The sequence below is a fragment of the Micromonospora sp. LOL_025 genome, assembly GCF_048060285.1.
Lineage (GTDB): Bacteria > Actinomycetota > Actinomycetes > Mycobacteriales > Micromonosporaceae > Micromonospora.
In genome coordinates, this window is sequence record NZ_JBHMIR010000005.1 from 86,681 (window position 1) to 104,260 (window position 17,580).

Annotated in this window: 12 protein-coding genes, 3 pseudogenes and 1 riboswitch; of the genes and pseudogenes, 10 read left to right on the forward strand and 5 right to left on the reverse strand. The window is 76.9% G+C overall.

Features of this window, described 5'->3' with window-relative positions; translation table 11 throughout:
- Window positions 1-130 precede the first annotated feature (130 nt).
- Window positions 131-1,117, reverse strand: coding sequence for a LacI family DNA-binding transcriptional regulator (locus ACFHW0_RS09080; RefSeq protein ID WP_416606837.1), 987 nt, complete (start codon window positions 1,115-1,117; stop codon window positions 131-133).
- 157 nt (window positions 1,118-1,274) lie between these two features.
- Here ACFHW0_RS09080 and ACFHW0_RS09085 point away from each other — a divergent pair, with 157 nt between their 5' ends.
- Window positions 1,275-2,495, forward strand: coding sequence for an MFS transporter (locus ACFHW0_RS09085; RefSeq protein WP_416606838.1), 1,221 nt, complete (start codon window positions 1,275-1,277; stop codon window positions 2,493-2,495).
- A 155-nt stretch (window positions 2,496-2,650) separates the two neighbouring features.
- Complete coding sequence (locus ACFHW0_RS09090; protein WP_210835071.1) at window positions 2,651-2,986, forward strand: hypothetical protein; 336 nt, start codon at window positions 2,651-2,653, stop codon at window positions 2,984-2,986.
- Window positions 2,987-3,000: 14 nt separating this feature from the next.
- Here the strand turns inward: ACFHW0_RS09090 and ACFHW0_RS09095 are convergent, their stop codons facing one another.
- Window positions 3,001-3,429, reverse strand: a complete 429-nt coding sequence (locus tag ACFHW0_RS09095) for a hypothetical protein (protein WP_416606839.1) — start codon at window positions 3,427-3,429, stop codon at window positions 3,001-3,003.
- On the reverse strand, window positions 3,366-4,448 hold the full coding sequence (locus tag ACFHW0_RS09100; protein WP_416606840.1) for a serine hydrolase domain-containing protein: 1,083 nt from the start codon (window positions 4,446-4,448) through the stop codon (window positions 3,366-3,368). Before ACFHW0_RS09100 ends, ACFHW0_RS09095 begins: the two co-directional genes overlap by 64 nt.
- A 108-nt stretch (window positions 4,449-4,556) precedes the next feature.
- Here ACFHW0_RS09100 and ACFHW0_RS09105 point away from each other — a divergent pair, with 108 nt between their 5' ends.
- The 8 genes and pseudogenes from ACFHW0_RS09105 to cobI all read left to right on the forward strand — a co-directional run bounded on the left by ACFHW0_RS09105 (window position 4,557) and on the right by cobI (window position 16,279).
- Window positions 4,557-5,708, forward strand: a complete 1,152-nt coding sequence (locus tag ACFHW0_RS09105) for a sensor histidine kinase (protein ID WP_416606841.1) — start codon at window positions 4,557-4,559, stop codon at window positions 5,706-5,708.
- Window positions 5,701-6,357, forward strand: a complete 657-nt coding sequence (locus tag ACFHW0_RS09110) for a response regulator (RefSeq protein WP_416606842.1) — start codon at window positions 5,701-5,703, stop codon at window positions 6,355-6,357. The genes ACFHW0_RS09105 and ACFHW0_RS09110 overlap by 8 nt, the downstream gene beginning before the upstream one ends.
- Window positions 6,358-6,691: 334 nt before the next feature.
- Window positions 6,692-6,821, forward strand: a riboswitch (cobalamin riboswitch).
- 46 nt (window positions 6,822-6,867) lie between these two features.
- Window positions 6,868-7,098 carry a hypothetical protein gene (locus ACFHW0_RS09115; protein WP_416606843.1) on the forward strand — a complete coding sequence of 77 codons (231 nt, stop codon included), beginning with the start codon at window positions 6,868-6,870 and terminating at the stop codon, window positions 7,096-7,098.
- A 137-nt stretch (window positions 7,099-7,235) separates the two neighbouring features.
- Window positions 7,236-10,904: a cobaltochelatase subunit CobN gene (gene cobN / locus ACFHW0_RS09120; protein WP_416606844.1), complete on the forward strand. Its 3,669-nt coding sequence runs from the start codon at window positions 7,236-7,238 to the stop codon at window positions 10,902-10,904.
- Window positions 10,901-13,129: pseudogene (locus ACFHW0_RS09125) on the forward strand (VWA domain-containing protein); the annotation flags it as partial. The gene cobN and the pseudogene ACFHW0_RS09125, both read left to right, overlap by 4 nt.
- A gap of 185 nt (window positions 13,130-13,314) precedes the next feature.
- Window positions 13,315-13,926: a cob(I)yrinic acid a,c-diamide adenosyltransferase gene (cobO, locus tag ACFHW0_RS09130; RefSeq protein ID WP_416606845.1), complete on the forward strand. Its 612-nt coding sequence runs from the start codon at window positions 13,315-13,317 to the stop codon at window positions 13,924-13,926.
- A complete protein-coding gene (locus ACFHW0_RS09135) occupies window positions 13,920-15,416 on the forward strand; it encodes a cobyrinate a,c-diamide synthase (protein WP_416606846.1) in 1,497 nt (498 codons plus the stop codon). Before cobO ends, ACFHW0_RS09135 begins: the two co-directional genes overlap by 7 nt.
- A 98-nt stretch (window positions 15,417-15,514) precedes the next feature.
- Window positions 15,515-16,279 carry a precorrin-2 C(20)-methyltransferase gene (gene cobI / locus ACFHW0_RS09140; RefSeq protein WP_416607023.1) on the forward strand — a complete coding sequence of 255 codons (765 nt, stop codon included), beginning with the start codon at window positions 15,515-15,517 and terminating at the stop codon, window positions 16,277-16,279.
- Between the two features lie 11 nt (window positions 16,280-16,290).
- Here cobI and ACFHW0_RS09145 read toward each other — a convergent pair.
- Window positions 16,291-17,205 (reverse strand): annotated as a pseudogene (locus ACFHW0_RS09145) (RNA-guided endonuclease InsQ/TnpB family protein); the annotation flags it as partial.
- 163 nt (window positions 17,206-17,368) lie between these two features.
- Window positions 17,369-17,566, reverse strand: a pseudogene (locus ACFHW0_RS09150) (helix-turn-helix domain-containing protein); the annotation flags it as partial.
- Window positions 17,567-17,580: the final 14 nt, after the last annotated feature.

A 17,580-nucleotide genomic window follows, 5' to 3' on the forward strand; every position in this document is an offset into this window, starting at 1 on the left:
GTGATCACCGCTCCTCGTCCTGGGCGGGCATGCGCCGGCGGTTACCCGCCAGCCCGCCGCTCAATCCCACCGGCGGTACGCCCGTCCGGGAGGCGGAAGCCCGCCGGCGCGGCTCCGGCCGGGGGCCGGCTCATCCGCTCACCCGGCGGACCAGCCGGGACGTGAACATCGTCGCCGGCGGCACCGGTCGCCCGTCCAGCACGGCCGTCGCCGCCGCCGTGGCGATCCGCGTCACCGGATGCGTCGCCGTGGTCAGCGCGGGGGTGGTCATCGCGGCGAGCGGGATGTCGTCGAAGCCGGTGACCGCGACGTCCCCGGGCACCTGGACGCCGTCGCCGCGCAGCCGGTCGATCACCCCGAGCGCGGTCGCGTCGCTGCTGCCGACGATCGCGTCCGTGTCCGGCCAGCGTTCCAGCACCTCCCGGGCCGCCGCCCGGCCGCGGTCCGCGCTGAAGTCCCCCGGGACCAGCCGCTCCGGCAGGGCGGCGTCGCGCACGATCCGCCGGTACGCGCGGACCGACCGGCCGGCGCAGGACAGCCAGCGGGGCCCGGTGACCATGGCGATGCGGCGGCGCCCGGTGGCGTACAGGTGCCGGACGACGGCCTCGGTGCCGCCGCCGTTGTCCACGTCGAAGGCCGGTACGAGGGCGGAGCCGATGCCGATCGAGGCCACCCGGCCGCGCAGCCTCGCCGGGACCGCGTCCAGCACCGCCTCGGTGGTGTTGATCAGGACGACCCCGCCGACGCCGCGGTCCTCGGCCAGCCGGCGCACCTCGCCCGGCGCCCGGGTGGGCAGCCAGTGCAGCGCCACCCCGAGCCCGTGCGGCGCGCAGACCCGGGCGCACGCGCCGAGCACCCGGTGGACGTACGGGTCGTCGAGGACCGTCGCGGCGGTGCCGGTCACCGCCATCACCAGCCGGACCCCGGTGCCGCGGACCAGCGCGCGGGCGGCCGGGTTCGGTGCGTAGCCGAGCCGGTCGGCGGCGACGTTCACCCGCTCGCGCGCGGCGGGGGAGGCGTAGCCGGTGCCGGCGATCACCCGCGAGGCGGTGGCCCGGGAGACCCCCGCCGCCCGGGCGACGTCCTGGAGGGTCGGTGGTCGGTGTGTCGTCGTCATCCCGGTCCTCCCCGTGCTCGGCCGTCGCGGCGTGGACGGTCGCCCGAATCATCCCCCTCCGGCGGGCAGACGGTAAGGGGCGGGGCCGAGTTGCTCTGAGAGCGCTCTCAGGTGTGGGATCGGGCGGCAGACGACCCGAGGCGAGAGGACCGCCACCGTGAGCCACACCGCCGCCCCGCCCGCCGCGCCGCGCCCGGCCGTACCCCGGGCGGTGCTGGCCGCCCGCACCGGCGTGGCCGTGGTGTTCGCGCTCAACGGCCTGGCCGTGGCCACCTGGTTCTCCCGGGTGCCCGCCGTCCGGGACGCGCTCGGGCTGAGCGCGGGCCGGCTCGGGCTGCTCCTGCTCGCCATGTCCGTCGGCGCGCTGCTCGCGATGCCCACCGCCGGCCTGGTGGCCCAGCGGCTCGGGGCGGCCCGCACGGTCGCGCTCTCCACCCTGGTCGTCGCGGCCGGGCTGGCCGTGACCGGGGTCGCCGCCCTGGCCGGGTCCCTGGCCGGGGTCGCGGTGGGGCTGTGCGCCCTCGGCTACGGCTCCGGCATCTGCGACGTGGCGATGAACGTCGAGGGCGCGGCGGTCGAGCGGCGGCTGGGGCGTACCGTCATGCCCCGCTTCCACGCGGCGTGGAGCCTCGGGTCGGTGGCCGGGGCCGGGCTGGGCGCCGGGGCGGCACGCCTCGGCGTGCCGGTCGCCGCGCACCTCGCCGTTCTGGCCGCGGTGGTGCTGCTCGGCACGCTGCTGGCCGTCCGGTCGTTCCTGCCGGCGGCCGAGAGCGGCACCGCCTCCGCGTCGGCCGCCCCGGTCGAGCGCCGCCGCGAACTGCTCGCCGCCTGGCGGGAGCCGCGCACCCTGCTCGTCGGCCTGCTGGTGCTGGTGTCGGCGTTCGCCGAGGGCAGCGCCAACGACTGGCTGGCGGTCGCCTTCATCGACGGCCACGACCTCAGCGAGGCGGCCGGGGCAGCGGTCTTCGGCGTCTTCGTCGTCGGCATGACCCTGGGCCGCACGGCGGGCACCGTCGCGCTGGACCGGTGGGGTCGGGTGCCCGTGCTGTCCGCCACGATCCTGCTCGCCACGTTCGGCGCGGGCGTGGCGGTGCTCGCCGGCTCCGGGCCGGTGGCGATCGCCGGCGTCGCGCTCTGGGGGATCGGCGCGTCGCTGGGCTTCCCGGTCGGGATGAGCGCGGCGGCCGACGACGAGCGGCGGGCGCCGGCCCGGGTCAGCGTGGTCGCCGTGATCGGGTACACGGCGTTCCTGGCCGGCCCCCCGCTGCTGGGCCTGCTCGGCGACCGGGTCGGCACCCTGCGGGCGCTGCTCGTCGTGCCGCTGTTGCTGCTGCCCACCCTCGCCCTGGTGCCGGCCACCCGCCCGCCGGCCCGCTGAGCCACCACCCGCCCGCCGGCCCGTGCTCGTCCGCCACCCCGCGAAGGACAGGCCCGGGGGCGACGACCGGGCGCGCAGGTGGCTCCCAGGTGGTGCGCAGGCGGTTGCCAGGTGACGGTGCTGCACTGGGAGGACGCCGAGGAGAGGAGCCGGGCATGGGCTGGTTCAACCGGCGGCCGCGCGCCGCCGACGCGACCCCGACGAAGCTCGACCGCGAGGCGACCCGGGAGGACCTGGCCGCGCTGGAGGCGTTCGTGGCCAGCCGCCGGGGCGTGGAGTTCTACCTGGAGCCGGAGACCACGGCGACCGACACCACCGTGGTCGCCATCGCCCACGACGGCGAGTGGATCCGCCGGCGCACCGGCTCGCCGCGCGCCGCCGGGTCCATCGCCCGCAAGCACGCGGTGCCGCTGTACGAGGCCGCCCGCACCGGCTACCCGGAGCGGATGCGGGTGTGGAACCGCGCCCACCCGGAGCGCCACGCCCGCTGACCGGCCGCCCGCCGTCAGGCGCGCTCGCGTGGCCGGAGTCGGACGAGCCGCGCCACGAGCACGGCGGCGGACCCCAGCGTCGCGGTGGCGAGCAGCACCATGAACGTCGGATAGAGGTACGCCACCTGGATCCAGGCGACGTCGCGGCCCCGGTAGAGCGCGCCGACCACCCGGTGGATCGAGGCGAGCAACAGCAGCGGCGCGAGCAGTGGGAGCAGGCTCACCAGCGTCCACGGGCGTACCACCCGGCCGGCCGCCCAGCGGCGCGAGTGGAGCACGGCCCGGCCCGCGAGCGCCGCCGTGGCGACGGCGAGCAGCAGCAGCACCGCGTCGACGACCACGAGCGGCGTACCCGCCGGGGGCGGCGGCGTTCCCTCGATCAGCGCGATGAGCCGCTCGGCGAGGGCCGAGGCGTGGCCGTGGGACAGGCCGGTGTTCGCCATGACCGCCACACCGTGGCCGGACGCGGGCAGCAGCGCCTGGTACGCCGTCGAGGTGAACAGGTCGCCGCCGTGTCCGATCGTCGGCGCCCCCGAGGCGGTCCTTCGACGGACCAGCCGAGGGCGTAGGAGCCCGAGACGGCCGACGGGCGGTGCAGCGTGGCGAGGCCCGAGGGGGAGACGACCGACGTGCCGTCCGGGCCACGGCCCCGGTTGCCCTGCGCGACCAGCCACGCCGCCATGTCGCGTGCGGAGCTGAGCACCCCGCCGGAACCGTTGCCGAAGGCCGGCGGCTCCGGCAGGGCGACGGCCGCGCCGAGGATCATCAGGTGCCCGCGCGCGCTCGCCGGCAGCTCGGCGGCTACGTCGATGGTGCGGCTGTCGGCCATGCCGAGCGGACCGAAGACGTACGTGCGCAGGTAGTCGTCGAACGTGCGGCCGCTGACGACCTCCACCAGGCGCGCGGCCACCTGGAAGTTAGGGTTGTGGTACTCCCACCGCGTGCCGGGGGCGGCGGCCAGCCGGGCGGTGCGCATCCCCGCCACGGCCTCCCGCAACGAGTCCGGCTGCCGCCGGCTGAACGCGGGAAACGTCCTGTCCGACATGCCGGAGGTCTGGTCCAGCAGCTGCCGTACGGTGATCGTGGCCGCGCGGTGATCGGCCATCGTGAACTCGGGCAGGTGCCGCCGGACCGGGCCGTCGAGTTCCACCCGGCCGGCCTCCACCAGCTGCATCACCGCCAGGGCGGTGAACGACTTGCTCACCGACGCCACGGCCATGGGGCTGTACGCGGTGACCGGGGCGCCGGCCGGGGTGTGGCCGTAGCCGGCGGCGTGCAGCACGTCGGTTCCCCGGGTCACGGCCACCGCGACGCCGGGCAGCCCGGTGGCGTCGCGGTACTCCCGGACGAGGGCGTCGACGGCAGGGGCGTCGACAGGGGCCGGAGATCCGGCGGTGGACGCCGCAGCCGGCGACGCGGCGAGCGCCACGGCGGCGACCGCGGCGAGGAGTCGGACGGTCATGCGGGCAGTCTGGGCCGGCCGACCGGCCGCGCACGTCGGAGCGCGGTCCGGACCGGGATCGGACCCTGGTCCGACGCCCGGCGCTCGTCCGGCGGATACGGTGGCCCGGTGGTCACCACGGGGCGGCTCGGGCCGCGGCGGCTGATGGCGTCCGACGCGCTGGTGGCGGTGGCCCTCGTAGCCCTCGCGGTGTTCCGGACGCCCGCCGCCCCGGTGCTCGCCGGAGGGCTGGCCGTGCTGTTCGGGCTTCCCCTCGCCCTCCGCCGGCGCTGGCCGCTGCCGGTGCTCGCCGTCGTGGTGCTGGCCGGGGCCGTGGCGGTCGCGGTCGGGGTCGCCGGCGACGCCGTGGTGTTCGCGGTGGCGCTCGCGCTCTACCCGCCCGCCCTGTGCGCTCCCACCCGGCGGGCCGGCGCGGCGCTCGTCGGGGCGCTCGCGGGCGTCACGGCAGGGGGCGTGGCGGCCACGGCGGTCCCCGGGCTGCCGGTGGTCCCGATCCGGCCGGGGGAGGAGTCGTTCGCGGCCACGCCGGTGCCGGTCCTGCTCTACGCCGCGACCGTGCTCGCCGGCGCGTGGGCGCTCGGCCGGGCGGTACGCGCCCGCCGGCAGCACGCCGCCCAGCTCGCCGAGCTGCGTGCCGACCGGGCGGTGGCCGAGGAACGGCTGCGCATCGCCCGGGACATCCACGACGTGGTCGGGCACAACCTGAGTGTGATCGCGATGCGGGCGGCGGTCGCCAACCACCTCGCCGACAGCCATCCCGGCCAGGGCCGGGCCGCCCTGGCCGCGATCGAGCGGGTCAGCCGGGCGGCCCTCGACGACGTCCGGGGCGTGCTCGGCGCGCTGCGCGATCCGGTCGACACCGCGCCGAGCTTCGCCGAACTCGACCGGCTGGTGGCGGACGTCCGCGTCGCCGGCGTCGCCGTCGACCTGGAGGTGGCGCCCGACCTGCCACGGGTGCCGGCGGCCGTGCAGGCCTCGGCGTACCGGATCGTGCAGGAGGCGCTCACCAACGTGCTGCGCCACGCCCGCCCGACCCGCTGCCGGATCACCGTCGCGATCGGGCCCGGGGCGCTGACCGTCGCCGTCGTCGACGACCGGACGGCGGGGCGTGCCGTGGGGCCGCCCGGCCACGGACTGCGGGGGATGCGCGAACGGGCGGCGATGCACGGCGGCAGCCTGGAGGCCGGCCCCGCGCCCGGCGGCGGGTTCGCCGTCCGTGCCCGGCTGCCGTTCACCGTGGAGGTGTCCGACGATGGGTGAGCCGGTACGCGTGCTCCTGGCCGACGACGAGGCGCTGCTGCGCGGGGCCCTCCGCCTGCTGCTCGACGCCACCCCCGGGATGACCGTGGTGGCGGAGGCCGGCACCGGGCGCGCCGCCGTGGAACTCGCCCGGGCGCACGCGCCCGACGTGGTCCTGATGGACATCCGGATGCCCGAACTGGACGGCATCGCCGCCACCGGGCAGGTCACCGCGCTCCGGGACGCGCCGCGGGTGCTCATCCTCACCACGTTCGACCTCGACGAGTACGTGTACCGGGCGTTGCGCGCCGGGGCGAGCGGCTTCCTGCTCAAGGACACGCCACCCGTACGGCTGCTCGACGCGATCCGGGTGGTCGCCGCCGGCGAGGCGCTGTTGGCCCCGAGCGTCACCCGGCGGCTCATCGCCGAGTTCACCCGCCTGCCGGCCGCCCGGCGGGTGTCCGGACGGCTCGACGGGGTGACCCGGCGGGAACGGGAGGTGTTGACGTTGATCACCCGTGGGATGTCCAACGCCGAGATCGAGCGGCACCTGCACCTCAGCCGGGGCACCGTGAAGACGCACATCGGCCGGTTGCTGACGAAGCTGGCCGCCCGCGACCGGGCGCAACTGGTGATCGCGGGCTACGAATCGGGGCTCGCCGACCGGTGAGCCGACGTCGACCGTGGTCGAGGTCCCCGTCACCACGCCGGGCGGGCGAGGACGGCTCCCGCCCGCCGCAGCCTGCCTGCTGGGCAAGCGGAACCGCACCCGGGCGCCGGGATGCGCGCGGGTCCCGGGACGTTCGGCCCGAACGCGTTCCGGGGCCATCGTTCCCGCATCCGTCGGCCCGGACGTCACATCGGCAGACGACAATGCGAAAGGCGCTCCCGAATGAGCAGACCGATCGCTGATTGTCGATCAATTCGAGGTGCCGTGGGCCGGGATGGGGTGGCGTTGACCGGCGGCCCCGGGGTGTGGCAGCATTCGCGGCCTGACGGCAGTGAAGGAAGCCGGTGCGATTCCGGCGCGGTCCCGCCACTGTCACCGGGGAGTGATCCCCCCTCGTGAGTCACGGCCGTGCGTGCGCGGTTGGAAGGCCGGGGGAGAGCGTCGATCCGGGAGCCAGGATACTTCGGCCGTCGGAGTGACCCCAGGGCGTGGACACCCGAGGAGGACCCGATGACGCACCGCGTCTCCCCCATCGACGATCATCGTCGCATCGTGCCCGGCCGTGCCGGCGGCAGTTCTCCCGCGGGCGACTGCGCTTCCGTGCCGCTGCCCAGCCGCCGGGCCGCCGCGCACCCGCCGGCCCGCACCGCGCCCGCCACCGGTCGCCCGGCGCCCGGTGGCGCCCGCGCCGTGACCGGCCGGGTCGCCGCGCCCGGGCGTGCCCTCGCCGCGTACCGCTGACGTCCGCACCGCGCCGCCCGACCCCGCCGGCCCGCCGGTGAGCCGGCCGCCGGCTCGTCGTACCCGCTGAACCGCGCCCATCCCCGCATCGCCCGGTCGTCCCGCGTCGACCCGGGTGTCACTCTCCGGAGCTGTCCGTGCGCATCCTGCTGCTCTCCACCGCCGACACCGACCTGCTCGCCGCCCGCGCCAGCGACGCCGACTACCGGCTCGCCAACCCCGCCCGGGTCGCCGCCGACGCCGTGCCCGCGCTGCTCGACGGCGTCGACCTCGCCGTCGTACGCCTGCTCGGCGGCCGGCAGGCGTGGCCGGACGGGCTGGCCGCGGTGCTGGCCTCCGGCGTGCCGACGGTCGTGCTCGGCGGCGAGAACGTGCCGGACGCGGAGCTGATGGCGGCCTCCACCGTGGCCTCCGGGGTGGCCACCCAGGCGCTGGCCTACCTGGTCGAGGGCGGGCCGGAGAACCTCGCCCAGCTCGCCCGGTTCCTCTCCGACACGGTGCTGCTCACCGGCGAGGGCTTCGCCCCGCCCGCGCCCACCCCGACGTACGGCATCCACGGCGAGCGGCCCGCGCGGCCGGACCGGCCGACGGTCGGGATCGTCTTCTACCGGGCGCACGCCCTCGCCGGGAACACCGGGTTCGTCGACGTCCTCGCCGACGCGGTCGACGCGGCCGGCGGCGACCCGCTGCCCATCTACTGCGGCTCGCTGCGCGGACTCACCGCCGGCGCGGGGCCGCTCGGGCTCTTCGCCCGCTGCGACGCCCTGCTGGTCACCGTGCTCGCCGCCGGCGGCACGGTCGCCGCCGACGCCTCCGGCGGAGGCAACGAGGACGCCTGGGACGTGGGCGCGCTCGCCGCCCTGGACGTGCCGGTGATCCAGGCGCTCTGCCTGACCAGCACGCGCGAGCAGTGGGCCGCCAGCGACGCCGGGCTGTCCCCGCTGGACGCCGCGATGCAGGTGGCGATCCCCGAGTTCGACGGCCGGATCGTCACCGTGCCGTTCTCGTTCAAGAAGATCGACGCCGACGGGCTCTCCACCTACGCCGCCGACCCGGAGCGGGCCGCCCGGGTGGCCGGCATCGCCGTGCGGCACGCCCGCCTGCGGCACGTACTCCAGGCCGACAAGCGGCTCGCGGTCGTGCTCAGCTCGTACCCGACGAAGCACTCCCGGGTCGGCAACGCCGTCGGCCTGGACACCCCCGCCTCGGCGGTGCGGCTGCTCGCCGCCCTGGCCGACGCCGGCTACCACCTCGGCGACGCCCCGGTGCCCGACGACGGCGACGCGCTCATCCACGCCCTCATCGCCGCCGGCGGTCACGACGTCGAGTGGCTCACCCCGGAACAGCTCGGCGCCGCCGAGGCGCGGGTGCCGGGGGAGACGTACCGGCGGTGGTTCGCGCAGGTGCCGGCGGAGCTGCGGGAACGGATGCTCGCCCACTGGGGCGAGCCGCCCGGCGGGCTCTACACCGACGGCGGCGACATCGTGCTCGCCGGGCTGCGCTTCGGCAACGTGGTGCTGCTGATCCAGCCGCCGCGCGGCTTCGGGGAGAACCCGATCGCCATCTACCACGACCCGGACCTGCCGCCCAGCCACCACTACCTGGCCGCGTACCGCTGGCTGGCCGCGCCCGTCGCCGACGGCGGGTTCGGCGCCGACGCCGTGGTGCACCTGGGCAAGCACGGCACCCTGGAGTGGCTGCCCGGCAAGGGCCTCGGGCTGGCCGCCGACTGTGCCCCGGACGCCGTCCTCGGCGACCTGCCGCTGGTCTACCCGTTCATCGTCAACGACCCCGGCGAGGGCACGCAGGCCAAGCGGCGCGCGCACGCCGTCGTCGTGGACCACCTCGTGCCGCCCATGGCCCGCGCCGAGACGTACGGGGACCTGGCGAAGCTGGAGCAGCTGCTCGACGAGTACGCCACCGTGCAGGCCCTCGATCCGGCCAAGGTGCCGACCCTGCGGGCCCAGATCTGGGAGCTGGTACGCGCCGCCGAGCTGCACCACGACCTGCACGCCGAGCGGATGCCCGACGCCGACGACTTCGACGACTTCGTGCTGCACCTCGACGGCTACCTGTGCGAGGTCAAGGACGTGCAGATCCGCGACGGCCTGCACATCCTCGCCGCCGCGCCCACCGGCGAGGCCCGGGTCAACCTCGTGCTCGCCGTGCTGCGCGCCCCGCAGGTCTGGGGCGGCGCCCGCGCGCTGCCCGGCCTGCGGCAGGCGCTGGCCGGCGCGTACGGGCTGGACGAACAGGCGCTGCTCGCCGCCCCCGGGGAGCGGCTCACCGTGCCCGAGGCGCTGACCGAGACCGTGGAGGGGCCGGGCGTGACCGCCGCCGACGCGGTCGACCTGATCGAGGCCCTGGCCCGCCGGCTGGTCGTCGGCATGGAGACCCTCGGCTGGGACGCCGACACCGTCGACGCGGTGGTCGGGGAGGTGGCCGGGCGGGCCGTACCGGACGCCGCCGCGGTGCTCCGCTTCGCCGCCACCGAGCTGGTGCCGCGCCTGGACCGTACGACCGACGAGATCGACCGGGTGGTGGGCGCGCTCGACGGGCGGTTCGTGCCGCCCGGCCCGTCCGGCTCGCCCACCCGGGGCCTGGTCAACGTGCTCCCCACCGGCCGGAACTTCTACTCCGTCGACCCGAAGGCCATCCCGAGCCGCAACGCCTGGGACGTCGGCGTGGCCCTGGCCGACTCGCTGCTCGCCCGGCACCTCGCCGACACCGGGGAGTACCCCCGCTCGGTCGGGCTCACGGTCTGGGGCACCAGCGCCATGCGTACCCAGGGCGACGACATCGCCGAGATCCTCGCCCTGCTCGGCTGCCGCCCGACGTGGGACGACCGGTCCCGCCGGGTCACCGGCGTCGAGGTGCTGCCGACGGCGGAGCTGGGCCGCCCCCGGGTCGACGTCACCGTGCGCATCTCCGGCTTCTTCCGCGACGCCTTCCCGCACGTGGTCGCGCTCATCGACGACGCGGTGCGCCTGGTGGCCGCCCTCGACGAGCCCGCCGAGCAGAACTTCCTGCGCGCGCACGTCACCGCCGACCTCGCCGAACACGGCGACGAGCGGCGGGCGACCGCCCGCGTATTCGGCTCCAAGCCCGGGGCGTACGGGGCCGGGCTGCTGCCGCTGATCGACGCCCGCAACTGGCGCAGCGACGCCGACCTCGCCGAGGTGTACGCCGTCTGGGGCGGCTACGCCTACGGCCGGGGGCTGGACGGGCGGGAGGCGCGCGCCGACATGGAACGCTCCTTCGCCCGGATCGCCGTGGCGGTGAAGAACCAGGACACCCGCGAGCACGACATCGTCGACTCCGACGACTACTTCCAGTACCACGGCGGGATGGTGGCGATGGTCCGCCACCTCACCGGCGCCGCCCCGGCCGCGTACGTGGGGGACTCGGCGATGCCGCACGACGTGCGCACCCGCACCCTCGGCGAGGAGACCCGGCGGGTGTTCCGGGCCCGGGTGGTCAACCCGAAGTGGATCGCCGCGATGCGCCGGCACGGCTACAAGGGCGCCTTCGAGCTGGCCGCCACCGTGGACTACCTGTTCGGCTACGACGCCACCGCCGGCGTCGTCGACGACTGGATGTACGAGCACCTGAGCGCCGCGTACGTCTTCGACGACACGACCCGGGAGTTCCTGGAGCAGTCGAACCCGTGGGCGCTGCGCGGCATCACCGAGCGGCTGCTGGAGGCGGCCGACCGGGGCCTGTGGGCCGAGCCCGAGCCGGCCACCCTGGACCGGCTCCGCGAGACGTACCTGGCCAGCGAGGGCGACCTGGAGGAACGGCAGTGAGCGCGAGGAGTGAGCCGGTTCTGCGAGCCCCGCAGTCGCGAACGGAAGGCGACCCAGCGACCACCTTCCCGTTCAGCGCGGTGCTCGGCATGGACGACATGCGGCTGGCCCTGCTGCTCAACGCCGTCTCCCCGGCGATCGGCGGGGTGCTGGTACGCGGCGAGAAGGGCACCGCCAAGTCGACCGCCGTGCGGGCCCTGGCGGCGCTGCTGCCGCCGGTCGACCGGGTGGCCGGTTGCCGCTTCGCCTGCGACCCCGCCGCCCCCGACCCGTCCTGCCCGGACGGGCCGCACCCGGGGGCGCCGGCCGCCGAGCGGCGTCCCGCCCGGCTGGTGGAGCTGCCGGTCGGCGCGGCCGAGGACCGGGTGGTCGGCTCGCTCGACCTGGAGAAGGCCCTCGGCGAGGGCGTGCGCGCCTTCGAGCCGGGCCTGCTCGCCGCCGCCCACCGCGGGGTGCTCTACGTCGACGAGGTCAACCTGCTCCACGACCACCTGGTCGACCTGCTCCTCGACGCCGCCGCCATGGGCCGCTGCCACGTCGAGCGCGAGGGCGTCTCGGTCAGCCACGCGTCCCGGTTCCTGCTGGTCGGCACGATGAACCCGGAGGAGGGGGAGCTGCGCCCCCAGCTGCTGGACCGGTTCGGGCTGACCGTGGAGGTCGGCGCCAGCCGCGATCCCGCCGTACGCGTCGAGGTGGTCCGCCGCCGGCTCGCCGCCGACGCCGACCCGGCCGGGTTCGCCGCCCGCTGGGCCGACGCCGACGCGCAGGTCGCCCGGCGGGTCGCCGCCGCCCGGCAGCGGCTGGAGCACGTGCTGCTGCCCGACGCCGCGCTGCGCCGGATCGCCGAGGTGTGCGCGGCGTTCGACGTGGACGGCATGCGCGCCGACATCGTCACCGCCCGTACGGCGCTGGCGCACGCCGCCTGGCACGGCCGGGACGCGGTCACGGTGGAGGACGTGCGGGTCGCCGCCCGGCTGGCCCTGCCGCACCGGCGTCGCCGGGACCCGTTCGACGCCCCCGGGCTCGACGAGAAGCGCCTCGACGAGGCCCTCGACCGGGCCGGCGACGACGACCCCGACGACGACCCGGGCGGCCCCGGCGACGGCCCGGGCTCCGGCCCGGACGGCGGCGGCGGGCCCGGCGGCCGAGGCCCCGGTGACCGGGACGGTGGCCCGGCCGGGGCCGGCGGCGCCCCGGATCCCGGCGACGCCGACGGGAGCACGCCGGCCGGCGCGGACGCGCCGGGTCCCGGGCGCGACGGCGACACCGGCCGCGACGGCGGCGAGGGCACGTGGCCGGACCGGGCCGGCGGTGGCGACGACGCCTCCGGGCGCGCGGCCGACGCCTCGACCGGCCCGCCCGACGCCGGGGACCCGGGCGCCCCCGGCCGGAGCCGGCCGGCGGACGGCCGCTCCGGCGGCGGGCAGACCGTGGCCGTACCCCGGCAGGGCCTGAAGGCCCGGCTGCTCACCGCGCCCGGGGTCGGCGACGGGGTGCCCGGCCGACGCTCCCGGGCCCGCACCGGGCGCGGACGGACCACCGGGGCGCGGGTGCCGACCGGCCGGGCCGGCGCGCTGCACCTGCCGGCGACGGTCCGGGCCGCCGCCCCGCACCAGGCCGCCCGCGGCCGGGTCGGCGGGCCGCTGCGGCTGCGCCCGGACGACGTCCGGGAGGCCGTCCGCGAGGGGCGCGAGGGCAACCTGGTGCTCTTCGTCGTCGACGCCAGCGGCTCGATGGGCGCCCGGGCGCGGATGGCCGCCGTCAAGGGGGCCGTGCTCGCCCTGCTCACCGACGCCTACCAGCGCCGGGACAAGGTCGCGGTGGTCGCCTTCCGGGGCGCCGCCGCGCAGCTGCTGCTGCCGGCCACCTCGTCGGTGCTCGCCGCCTCCGTCCGGCTGGCGGAGCTGCCCACCGGCGGGCGCACCCCGCTGGCCGAGGGGCTGCTCGCCGCCGCCGACCTGCTGCGGCTGGAGCGGTTGCGCGATCCCCGCCGCCGCCCCCTGGTGCTGGTCGTCACCGACGGCCGGGCCACCGCCGGCGAGCGACCCCTCGACCGGGCGGCCCGCGCGGCGGGCGTGCTCGCGGCCACCGGCGCGCCCTGCGTCGTCGTCGACTGCGAGGGCGGCCCGGTCCGCCTGGGCCTGGCCCGCCGCCTCGCCGCCCAACTGGACGCCGCCCACCACCGCCTCGACGAGGTGGCCACCGCCCCCCTGACCACCCTCGCGGCCGGCCGCCCGGCCCCCGCGTCGGAGCCCCGTCCCGGCCCGCACGACCGGTCCGCCGCAGATCTCGGCAAGGAACGGCCCTCACGGGGGCCCGCCCCTTCCAAGATCGCCACCGCAGCCACCGCAGCCACCGCAGTCACCGCCACCGCAGTCACCGCCGTCGGGCGGAAGAGGAGCGTCGCCTGATGCCGCAGGGGAAGCCGTCCCACGTGCCCGCCGACGGGCTGACCACCCGGCAGCGGCGCCACCGGCCGCTGCTGATCGTCCACACCGGACGGATGAAGGGGAAGTCGACCGCCGCGTTCGGGCTGGCCCTGCGCGCCTGGACGGCCGGGCTGCCGGTCGGGGTGTTCCAGTTCGTCAAGAGCGCCAAGTGGCGGGTGGGGGAGGAGAACGCCTTCCGCGCCCTCGGCGAGGTGCACGAGCGCACCGGGCAGGGCGCCCCGGTCGCGTGGCACAAGATGGGCGAGGGCTGGTCCTGGATCCAGCGCGGCGGCGAGGCCGACCACGCCGCCGACGCCCTGGAGGGCTGGCGGCAGATCCAGCGCGACCTGGCCGCGCAGCGGTACGGCCTCTACGTGCTCGACGAGTTCACCTACCCGATGAAGTGGGGCTGGGTGGACGTGGACGAGGTGGTCGACACCCTGGCGAACCGCCCCGGCTTCCAGCACGTCGTGATCACCGGCCGGGACGCCGACCCGCGTCTCGTGGAGGCCGCCGACCTGGTCGCCGAGCTGACCAAGGTCAAGCACCCGATGGACGCCGGCCAGAAGGGCCAGAAGGGCATCGAATGGTGACCGGCCCCGGCCGCCGTACCGACCCGCGCGGTCCCGACGGCCCCACCGCGCCGGCCGGGCACCCGACCGGCGGCGCACCGACCGCCGACCCCGCCCCGGCCGGCGGCGCCGGGGGCGCCGCCGCGACCGGCGACCACGGCGGCGCGTGGGCGCTGCCCCGCGTGGTGGTCGCCGCGCCCGCCAGCGGGCACGGCAAGACCACCGTCGCCACCGGGTTGCTCGCCGCGCTGCGCCGCCGCGGCCTGGCGGTCAGCCCGCACAAGGTCGGCCCCGACTACATCGACCCCGGCTACCACGCGCTGGCCGCCGGCCGCCCCGGCCGCAACCTCGACCCGTGGCTGGTCGGCGAGGAGCGGATCGCGCCGCTGCTGCGGCACGGCGCCGGCACCCCGACGCCCGCCGACATCGCCGTCATCGAGGGCGTGATGGGGCTGCACGACGGCGCGGTCGGCCGCCGCGGGTACGCCTCCACCGCGCACGTCGCCCGGCTGGTCGACGCCCCGGTCCTGCTGGTGCTGGACACCACCGCCCAGGGCCGCTCCGCCGCCGCGCTCGCCCTGGGCATGGCCGCGTTCGACCCCGGCGTGCGGATCGGCGGGGTGATCCTCAACCGGGTCGGTTCGCCCCGGCACGAGTCGCTGCTGCGCGACGCGCTCGCCGAGGTGGGCGTGCCGGTGCTCGGGGCGGTCGCCCGCGCCGTCGAGGTCGCCGCCCCGGCGCGCCACCTCGGGCTGGTGCCGGTCGCCGAGCGGGCACCGGAGTCCCTGGCGATCGTGGCCGCCCTCGCCGACCTCGTCGCGGCCACCGTGGACCTGGACGCCGTGCTCGACCTGGCCCGCACCGCGGGCCCGCTGCACGCCCCGGCCTGGGATCCGGCCGCCGCCGTCGGCGGGCCCGCCGGCGCCGGGCGTCCCGTGGTCGCGGTCGCGGGCGGGCCGGCCTTCACCTTCTCGTACGCCGAGACCGCCGAGCTGCTCGCCGCCGCCGGTGCGACGGTGGCCTCCTTCGACCCGCTGCGCGACCCCGCCCTGCCCGCCGGCACCCGCGCGGTGGTCGTCGGCGGCGGCTTCCCCGAGGCGTACGCGCCGCAGCTCGCCGACAACGCCACGCTCCGCGCCGAGCTGGCCGACTTCGACGGCCCGGTGGTCGCCGAGTGCGCCGGCCTGCTCTACCTCGGCCGGCACCTCGACGGGGTGCCCATGTGCGGCCGGCTGGACCTAACCGCCCGGATGACCGGCCGGCTCACTCTCGGCTACCGCGACGCCGTGGCCGTCACCGGCTCCCCGCTGCACCGCCCCGGCGACCCGGTACGCGGCCACGAGTTCCACCGCACCGTCACCGATCCCGGGCACGGCGACCGGCCGGCGTGGCGCTGGGACGGCGCCGACCACGGCTTCGTCGCGGGCCGGGTGCACGCCTCCTACCTGCACACGCACTGGGCCGGCCACCCGCACGCCGCCCGCCGCCTGGTCGAGGCGGCGACCCGGTGACCGGGCGCCACGGCCGCGCGCCGGCGAGCGGGCACGACGGCGGCACGCCGGTGGCCGAGGGCCGCGACCCGGTGGCCGGTCCCGCCAGCCGCGAGCCGGTGGCCGGGCGCGGCGGTGCCGCGACGCTGACCGGGATCGGCGTCGGTCCCGGCGACCCCGAACTGCTCACCCTGCGGGCGGCCCGGTTGCTGGCCGAGGCCGACGTGGTGTTCGTACCCGTGCTGGACCGGCTCGCCGCGGCCGGCGACGCGCCCCCGGGCCGGGCCGAGGCCACCGTGGCCGCGCATGTCGCGCCGGAGCGGCTGCGCCGGCTGCCGTTCGCCCTCGACGACCGGGGCGGGGTGACCGCCCGCCGGGAACGCGCCTGGGACGACGCCGCGCGGGCGGTGCTCGACGCGGTCGACGGCGGCGCCCGCGCGATCGTCTTCGCCACCATCGGCGACCCGAACGTCTACTCCACCTTCGGCTACCTCGCGCAGGGCGTCCGCGCCCTGCGCCCGGCGGTCGAGGTGCGCACGGTCCCCGGGATCACCGCCATGCAGGACCTCGCCGCGCGCAGCGGCGTGCCGCTCTGCGAGGGCCGGGAGCCGCTCACCCTGCTGCCGGCCACCGCCGGGCTGGCCCTCTTCGCCGACGCGCTCGCCGGCCCGGGCACCGTCGTGGCCTACAAGGGCTGGCGGCGCCACGCCGAGCTGGTCGCCGAGCTGCGCCGGCAGGGCCGCCTCGGCGACGCCGTGCTGGGCCGGGGCCTCGGGCTGCCCGGCGAGCGGATCGGGCCGGTCGCCGACGCGGCCGACGACCCGCCGTACCTGTCGACGCTGCTGGTCCCGGCCCGCCGGGACCGTAGGGGAGGAAAACTTTGACATCCCCCCGCCTAAAGGCCGGGGATTCCCACCCTCGCGGGTTGGGGTTCCTGGTTCATCGCAGACCGCACGGAAGGGGGTCCTTCGTGTCTGACATCCGCTCCGCAGGCGTTTCGCGTCTCGACCAGCCCGGCCGCGACGGCGATGTTCTTGGCGGCGTTGACGTCCCGGTCATGCCGGGTGCCGCAACCCGGACACACCCAATGTCGTGTGCCGAGGGAAAGCGTGGCGGGCAGGTGCCCGCACGCCGAGCAGGTTTTCGACGACGGGCACCAGCGGTCCACGACGGTGAGGGTGCGGCCGTCGCGGTGCGCCTTGTAGGCGAGCAGGGTACGGAACTCGGCCCAGCCGGTACGACAGATCGCCTTGGACAGGGACCGGTTGCGGACCATGTTCGCCACCGTCAGGTCCTCCACGGCGATGGCGGCGAACCGGCGGACCAGGGCGGTGGACTGCTGGTGGAGGAAGTCCCGGCGGGCGTCGCGAACCCGCGAGTGTGCCCGCGCGACCTTCCGTTTGGCTTTGGCGCGGTTAGCGGAGCCCTTCTGCCGGCGGGCCATCATCCGCTGATACCGCTTGAGTCGGCGTTCGCGCCGTTCCATGTGCCTGGGGTGGGGGATGCGCTCGCCGGTGGACAACACCGCGAAGTCACTCAGACCGAGGTCCACACCCACCGGTTCGGGTGCGGCGGGTGTCGCGATGTCGACGGCGAAGGTCAGGAACCAGCGGCCGTCCGGGTCACGCGACACCGTCATCATCGTCGGGTCCAGCCCCGCCGGGTCGATGTCCGGCCAGGACCACACGAACCGCAGCACACCCGGAATCTTCCCCAGCGACAGGTTCCCGCCGCGCAGCCGGAACGCCGACCTGCTGAAACTGGCGGACTGGCGGCCGTGCCGCGACTTGTAGCGCGGGTACCGGGCCCGCTTGGCGAAGAACGGCGGTCATGGCGGTGTGCTGGTGCCGCAGGGTCTGCTGCAGCGGTACCGACGACACCTCACCCAGAAACGCCAGGTCGGGCTGCTTCTTCGTCTCCGTCAACGCTCGATCCGTCTCCGCGTAGGAAGTGGATCTCCGTTCGGTGTGCCAGCGGGCGTGACGGGCGGCGAGAGTGCGGTTCCACACCACCCGGATGCAGCCGAATGTGCGGTTAAGCACCGCCGCCTGCTTCGGGGTCGGGTACGCCCGACACCTGTACGCCGTCCGCACAGGACCAGTCTTACCAGAAAGGACAGTCATGGTTGACGACGCGTCCGCCATTCCTCCCCGCTCTGAAGGACGGGGCATCCTGGCGGTGATCC

Bases quoted from the DNA above. Each gene is read 5' to 3' on its own strand.
- ACFHW0_RS09080 (WP_416606837.1), bottom strand. From the start codon at position 1,117: ATGACGACGACACACCGACCACCGACCCTCCAGGACGTCGCCCGGGCG.
- ACFHW0_RS09090 (WP_210835071.1), top strand. From the start codon at position 2,651: ATGGGCTGGTTCAACCGGCGGCCGCGCGCCGCCGACGCGACCCCGACG.
- ACFHW0_RS09095 (WP_416606839.1), bottom strand. From the start codon at position 3,429: ATGGCGAACACCGGCCTGTCCCACGGCCACGCCTCGGCCCTCGCCGAG.
- ACFHW0_RS09100 (WP_416606840.1), bottom strand. From the start codon at position 4,448: ATGACCGTCCGACTCCTCGCCGCGGTCGCCGCCGTGGCGCTCGCCGCG.
- ACFHW0_RS09110 (WP_416606842.1), top strand. From the start codon at position 5,701: ATGGGTGAGCCGGTACGCGTGCTCCTGGCCGACGACGAGGCGCTGCTG.
- ACFHW0_RS09115 (WP_416606843.1), top strand. From the start codon at position 6,868: ATGACGCACCGCGTCTCCCCCATCGACGATCATCGTCGCATCGTGCCC.
- cobO (WP_416606845.1), top strand. From the start codon at position 13,315: ATGCCGCAGGGGAAGCCGTCCCACGTGCCCGCCGACGGGCTGACCACC.
- ACFHW0_RS09135 (WP_416606846.1), top strand. From the start codon at position 13,920: ATGGTGACCGGCCCCGGCCGCCGTACCGACCCGCGCGGTCCCGACGGC.